General features: G+C 40.9%; 6 protein-coding genes. 1 reads left to right on the top strand and 5 read right to left on the bottom strand.

Annotated features, from left to right (window positions below; genetic code table 11):
* The 5 genes from ABNR88_RS06620 to ABNR88_RS06600 all read right to left on the bottom strand — a co-directional run.
* A partial coding sequence (locus tag ABNR88_RS06620; protein ID WP_348670206.1) for an efflux RND transporter permease subunit occupies window positions 1-3,004 on the bottom strand: 3,004 nt, incomplete at its 3' end.
* 2 nt (window positions 3,005-3,006) lie between these two features.
* Complete coding sequence (locus ABNR88_RS06615; RefSeq protein WP_291925849.1) at window positions 3,007-4,128, bottom strand: efflux RND transporter periplasmic adaptor subunit; 1,122 nt, start codon at window positions 4,126-4,128, stop codon at window positions 3,007-3,009.
* Window positions 4,129-4,240: 112 nt separating this feature from the next.
* Window positions 4,241-5,206 (bottom strand): lipoyl synthase, encoded by a 966-nt coding sequence (gene lipA / locus ABNR88_RS06610; RefSeq protein WP_291925854.1) that lies wholly within the window; start codon window positions 5,204-5,206, stop codon window positions 4,241-4,243.
* Entirely contained in the window at window positions 5,196-5,807 is a 612-nt protein-coding gene (gene lipB, locus ABNR88_RS06605) for a lipoyl(octanoyl) transferase LipB (protein WP_291925857.1), read from the bottom strand. Before lipB ends, lipA begins: the two co-directional genes overlap by 11 nt.
* Window positions 5,808-5,813: 6 nt before the next feature.
* On the bottom strand, window positions 5,814-6,092 hold the full coding sequence (locus ABNR88_RS06600; RefSeq protein ID WP_291925859.1) for a DUF493 domain-containing protein: 279 nt from the start codon (window positions 6,090-6,092) through the stop codon (window positions 5,814-5,816).
* Between the two features lie 62 nt (window positions 6,093-6,154).
* Here ABNR88_RS06600 and ABNR88_RS06595 point away from each other — a divergent pair.
* On the top strand, window positions 6,155-7,065 hold a 911-nt coding region (locus ABNR88_RS06595; RefSeq protein ID WP_348670205.1), incomplete at its 3' end, for a MoxR family ATPase.

Below are 7,065 nucleotides of genomic sequence, written 5' to 3'. Positions count from 1 at the left end.
AGATAGAGTTACGCACAATGATACCTGCCAAGGCAATCCAGCCAATCATTGAGGTGGCGGTAAATTCTGCACCTAATAACCAATGACCCGGAACAATACCCAATAGTGTTAAGGGAATTGGCGACATAATAATTGCTGGAATGGTGAAGTTGCCAAATGCCCAAACAACCAGCATGTAAATAGCAATCAATGCTACGCCAAAGGCCATACCCATATCACGGAAGGTTTCGTAAGTTACCGTCCACTCGCCACCCCATTCAAACCCTGTTTGTTTATCACTTGCAGGCGGTCCGGTATATTCGCCACTTCTCAGCTCAACACCATCTGGGGTTTTATAAGCTTTCTCTTTAAGGATCTTCTCTACATCAAGCATGGCATAAATTGGCGCACCAAGCCTGCCTATGGCATCACCAACAACAAACTCAACATTGCGTAAGTCTTTGTGATAAATGATTGGATCACGCTTAACTTTAACAAATTTTCCTAACTCTGATAAAGGAATAGTGCGCTGATCTCTTGTCATGATTGGTAAGTCACCAAGACGATTTAAGTTAGATCTTTTTTCAACGGGAATGCTCAGAACAACATGAGTAGGCTCTGAAATCATAGAGTTAAAAATTGTGGTTGCTTTAAATTCACCCATCACCATAGCCAAATGCTGATTAATAGTTTCTACTGAAATACCTTGTCTTGAGGCTTTTTCACGGTTAATTTCAAAACGCCAAGTTTCCATAGCACTTCGCATTAAATTGTCAACATCAGAGATGCGCTCAGACTCTTTAAATATTTGAGTAATATCTTTAGCAACTTGTCGGCGTGTTTGTGCATCTGGACCATGCACTTCAGCAACAACAGTTTGCAGTACTGGTGGGCCTGGTGGCATTTCTACAACGGTAATAGCAACACCTTCACGTTGGGCAATAACTTGCAACTCTTTGCGAACGCTTGAGGCGATTTCGTGGCTGGTTCTATCACGCATGGTTTTATCAGTTAATTGGATAGCAATTTCAGATTGCCATGGGAATTGACGCAGGTAGTAATGACGAACTAAACCATTAAAATCAAAAGGTTGTGCGGTTCCGATGTAGTTTTGAGTGGCAATAATCTCCTCGACATTTTCCAGTCTGGCAGCAATTTTATTAGTAAAGTTTGCCGTTGTTGGTAGGGCAGTTCCATCTGGCATATCAATAACAATACTAAAGTTAGATTTATCGTCAAATGGTAGCATCTTGACGGGAACAGCGGTATTGTAAAACATATACATTGCACCAAAGAAGCTTAAGATTAGCCCTAGTAAAAATCCTCGGCCCATTGATTTATTCTGAACCAGACCAATAATGGCTTTTCTGAAAAAAACATCCATTTTTGCATCAATTTTTTCATCACGTTCTTCCATTTTTCTTAGTTTTTCCATGCTAGGAATAATTCTCATGGCCAACCAAGGTGCAAAAATTAACGCCGCTAATAGCGACAATATCATGGCCACAGAGCCCAGTGCAGGAATTGGTGCCATGTAAGGCCCCATCATGCCAGATACAAAACCCATTGGAATGAGTGCAGCTACTACTGTATAAGTTGCTAGCACAGTGGGATTGCCCACTTCACGCACAGCATCAACAGCTACTTCAGTGTCCATATTGCCCGCAAGAAGCCATCGTCTGTATATGTTTTCCACGATAACAATGGCGTTATCAACCAAGAAACCGATGGAGAAAATTAGAGCAAATAAACTAACCCTGTCAATTGTGAAGCCCATAAGCATGGCCACAAATACAGTAGCTACTAAAACTACCGGAATGGTTAATAGAACAACAATTGAAGGTTTAATACCCAAGCTTAGCCATACCAGTAAAGTAACCGCACTGGTTGCAATGAATAGCTTAAATAACAAGTCGTTAACCTTGGTATTGGCACTTAAGCCATAGTTTCTGGTTACTTCAACATGAACATTGCTTGGAATTAAATAGCCTTTTAAATCTTCAACTTCACTTAGAATATTATTAACCACACTAACGCCATTAGATCCACGCTGCTTTGCAAGAGCGATAGTTACAGCCGATGCGTTGCGAACTGGAATTGCTCGGTCTGAAGCCGGACCGGTTGAATAGGTAACCATTTGCTTAGTTTCTTCAGGGCCTGTAGAGACACTTGCTACATCCCTTAAAAATACCGGCGTACCTTGGTGTTGTCCAACCACCAACCGCTCAAGGTCACTAGTTTTAGAGAGATACCCACCAGATTCAACAAACATAAATTTATTGTCCATTTCAATAGAGCCAACGGTATGCCCGGTATTTGCGGTTTGCACCGCATGGACAATCTGGCCAGGACTCACGCCAAAGCCTGCTAGTCGCTCCGGTAGGATTTCAATTCGCATTTGCTGAGATCTGCCACCATTAACAAAGCCAACACCCGTTAATGGCACTTGTTTAAGGTGTTGAAGAACGCTAACTCCTAATATTCTGAGTTGATCATCCTCTACATCTTCTGACCACAAGGTTAAAGTAACAGATGGAACATCATCAACCTCTTTCGGCTTAACACTTGGCGGGCTAATCCCTTTTGGCAAAAGATCTAAATTTGATTGTATTTTGCTATGAACTTGTACAATCGAAGGGCCCATCGGCTCTCCTACTTTAAATTGAACCGTAATAACGCCGTACTCCCTGTCACTAGCAGAGTAAATATGCTTTATATTCGGAATTTCACTTAAGGCTTTTTCAAAGGGATCGATTAATTGGCTAGCAACCTCATTTGATGATAGGCCTGGTGCAGGAAAAAAAATGTCAACCATAGGTACAGAAATTTGTGGATCTTCTTGACGTGGCGTGGCAATCAAGCCCCAGATTCCTACTGCCATCATCGCTATAAATAGCAATGGAGAAAGGGGTGAATGAATAAAGGCTCTGGCTAAATTTCCAGAAAAACCAATATTTTTATCATCAATAAAAGTATTGGAGTCCTGATCGTTATGATCTGTTGAATTATTATTAGAATCACTCATAATTATTGTCTGGTTTTAGTGGCAGAAGTGGGGTTTTGCAAAACAGTTTCACCCGGATAAATTCCAGACAAGACACTCACCCAGCCATTGCTGGCGACATCGCCTACACGTACAAAACGCATCTCTAACTTGTTGTTAGTTTTTACGTATACGGTTGGCAAACTTCCTCTGATGATTACAGCAGAACTTGGTATGGTTAACACTTTGGCAATTTGCTTAGAAGATTCTGGAATCATAATCTCAACATACATTCCAGGTGATGCTTGAGTGCCTTTAGGGAGTGAAAATTTAACTGTAATAGTATGACCCATTACATCTGCCATCGGAAAAACCCTTGAAACAGTGATGGGTGTAAATTCACTGCTTTGATCTAGTCTTGCATTAAGCTTAACACCTTTATTTAAAGTTTTTGCTAGACGTGATGGCACCTCGGCTCTAATTTGTAACTGCAGCGTGTCTCCGAACAAAAACATAGGGACACCAGGCTGAGCAGGTTGGCCAACTTCCACCATTTTTCTCAAAATAACCCCATCAAAAGGTGCAATAATCGTTGCATTGCTAATATTTTCATCGAGCTCTCTTAATCCGGCTAAAGCCTGCAAAAGTGCGTTTTTAGAGGTTTCCAATTGGGTATTCATGGCAAACAGATTGGTTCTTTTTTGAAAAGATGAATTACCTTCGCCAGTCATTGAGCGCATTGGATCTGAAAACATGCCAATCATGCTTGGCATGCCGGCAAGCATTGCATTTGACTGGGCATTGGGGTTTTCTATCTCATTGTAAACTTGCATTTGCGCATTACGCACGCCTGCTTCAGCGCTTGCAACTTGCGCAGAGGCTTGATCTCTTTTAGCCATTAATGTATCAATATTCTGTCTGGCTAACTCGTCTCCTTTTTTAAATGCGTCACCTTCTTCACCTGCTATAAAAACAATATCACCTGGCAATTTTGCCACCAAGTTGACTTCACGATGAGGGATAACACTACCGCCAAGAGAAGTAAATAGGCCAACCTGACTTTGCTTTGCAGTAACAAAAATCTCCTGCGCATTGCTGGAAGTTGTGAGAGTTGTTGATAATAATAAGACGCATAAGTTAATGCACTTAATCATAGATTTTTTCATGATAATAATCACCTATTTAATTAAATATAGCGTGATTCTATCATTAATAACCCTTGTGCATCAAGCTTTTGAGTTAACTCATGTTGTTTTTAATGGTTTAAATTGATCAAAGTCAACTTATGGATTTCCCTGCTATTTGCAAATCGGCATGGTAAGAGGATCGCACCATAGGGGCACTTGCAACTTGCAAAAAACCAAGCTCTGTGGCAATGGTTTTGTAGCGTTCGAATTGGTCTGGATGTATGTAAGCCTCTACAGCGAGATGATGTTTGCTAGGTTGTAGGTATTGACCCAAAGTTAGCATGTCAACTTGATGCGCGCGCAGGTCTTTCAATACATTGATAACTTGCTTCTCACTTTCGCCAACACCCAACATCAAACCTGATTTGGTGGTGACATTAGGATGTTGTTGTTTAAAAGCTTGTAATAATTTAAGTGAGTATTCATAGCTCGCCCCTGGACGAACTTTTGGGTATAAACTTGGCACAGTCTCAAGATTGTGATTGAACACATCAGGCGGGCAAGATTCAAAGATCTTAAGCGCCTGATCAATACGACCTCTAAAATCAGGTGTTAGAATTTCAATTTTAACCGCAGGAGTTCGCTGTCTAATGGCATCAATACATTGCTTAAAGTGATCTGCACCACCATCACGCAAATCATCGCGATCAACCGAGGTAATGACCACGTACTTTAATTTCATTTTTTCAATGGTATCTGCTAAATGTTGTGGTTCGTCGGTATCAAGCGCCTTTGGCTTGCCGTGTGCCACATCACAAAATGGACAACGACGCGTACAAATTTGGCCCATGATCATAAAGGTTGCGGTGCCGTGATTAAAACATTCACCTAAATTAGGGCACTGAGCTTCCTCACAAACAGTATATAAATTCTGATCTCTTAGTGTGTCTTTTAGTCGTTCAACTTTTGACCCACCAGGATGTTTGATACGAATCCAGCTAGGTTTACGCAGGGCAGGGCGTTGTGAATCTGGCTTAATTTTTAGGCGTGACACCTTAGATTCACCTTTAAGGTGTTTAATATCGATATCTTGTTTTAATGAGTGATTATTGGGCACGGGTAATATTATGGCTGAGTAGTTGAGTTAATTGCTTGGCAATATTAGAAAAATTAATCTTATTATCCGCTAAGTCTTTTACTTGTGTTACTTTCAATCCTTGATATCCGCAAGGGTTAATTTGGGCAAAAGGTGTTAAGTCCATGTCAATGTTTAAACTTAAGCCGTGATAAGTTTTTCCTTGTTTAACCTTAAGTCCCAAAGCAGCAATTTTAGCGTGATCAACATAAACCCCCGGGGCGCCTGTTTCTAGGTGTGCTGTAATTTGATACTGACTTAAAAGCTCAATAACAGACTCCTCGACAATGCTAACCATTTTTTTAACACCAATGTCTAAACGCTTCAAATCAATTAAACAATAAACAACTAACTGCCCAGGACCATGATAAGTAATCTGACCGCCACGATCGGTTTTAACAATAGGTATAGCGCCAATACTTAATTCATGTTCTGGCTTGCCCGCAATGCCCTGAGTAAAGATACTTGGGTGTTCTACAACCCACAATTCGTCCTCTGTTTTTGCTGTGCGTGTATTGGTAAAGTCTTTCATGGCTTGCCAAGTTGGCGCATACGCTTGACGACCTAACTCAACAACTTTCATATAACTTTACAGAACGTAGGCAACCAGCTTACAATCTTGCAGGTCTTGATTAATACAATCTATTTGCACTCTACTGGTGGCAATAATCTTAAGAGTGATAGACACATAACCACCTTTTGAACTTTGCTTGGTGGTGACGCTATCAGGATGAATTTTATCAGCATGTTTTTCAACAATCGTGCAGACAGTAGTATGCAACTCGTTACAGGTTTTTCCAAACACTTTGACCGAGTAGTCACAAGGGAAATTCCACAGTTCTTCAGGGGTAATATTAGCAGTAGTCATATCAAGGGATTTTATCTTCTATTACGGTAGAATATGGCCAGTTTTCATTTTTTCAAGTTATTATGCGTCCAGAACAAGTTAGTAAAATCCTTACCCAGGAGTTTGAATCTGTATTTGATGGCCATCACACGCCAGTCATGTTGTGGGGTGCACCAGGAATTGGAAAGTCTCAAATTATCTCCCAAGTGGCTAAAACGCACGATGTAGAAATTATTGATATTCGTTTGTCGCAAATGGAGCCAAGCGATCTTCGAGGCATTCCTTTTAAAAATGATACATTAGTAGATTGGTCAATCCCATCACTGCTGCCTGATGAAAATCGTCATGGCAAGCAAGGAATTTTATTTTTAGATGAAATCACCTCAGCACCACCAACCGTCTCTGCGGCTGCTTATCAGCTTATTTTAGATAGACGTCTAGGGGATTACAAAGTGCCCGATGGCTGGGTTATTTTTGCTGCAGGTAATCGCCAAGGTGACAGGGGTGTTACTTATTCAATGCCCGCACCTTTAGCTAATCGTTTTTCTCATTACCAATTGGATGTTAATCTAGATGATTGGGCAGCCTGGGCTTATAAAAATAAGATTGATGAACGCATTATTGGATTTTTACGCTATCGTCCAGAGCATTTATTTGAATTTGATCCGGCACATAATCCGGTTGCATTTCCCTCACCAAGAACTTGGGAGTTTGTGCATCGTGCGCTTCAAAAATTTGATAATGATTTGGTCTTATTTAGGCAAGCTGCAAGTGCTTGTGTGGGAGAAGTGGCTGGTGTTGAAATTACCACCTTTGTTGAGCACATGGCTGATCTGCCAGATTTAGACGCAATTATTAATGGCGAGAGTGTTAGCATTCCAAAAGAATTAGATCTTCAATATGCCATTTGCGCTGCATTAGCAGGACGAGCAATTGCCGCCAAAGAAGGGGATAATGCGCAACAAATCTGGGGAAATATCCTTAATTTTGCACG

This window comes from uncultured Candidatus Thioglobus sp. (genome assembly GCF_963981275.1).
Lineage (GTDB): Bacteria > Pseudomonadota > Gammaproteobacteria > PS1 > Pseudothioglobaceae > Thioglobus_A.
Note: the sequence above shows the minus strand (reverse complement) of the source record. Positions and strands in the feature narration are given on the sequence as shown.

Bases quoted from the DNA above. Each gene is read 5' to 3' on its own strand.
- lipB (WP_291925857.1), bottom strand. From the start codon at position 5,807: ATGAAAGTTGTTGAGTTAGGTCGTCAAGCGTATGCGCCAACTTGGCAA.
- ABNR88_RS06615 (WP_291925849.1), bottom strand. From the start codon at position 4,128: ATGAAAAAATCTATGATTAAGTGCATTAACTTATGCGTCTTATTATTA.
- ABNR88_RS06600 (WP_291925859.1), bottom strand. From the start codon at position 6,092: ATGACTACTGCTAATATTACCCCTGAAGAACTGTGGAATTTCCCTTGT.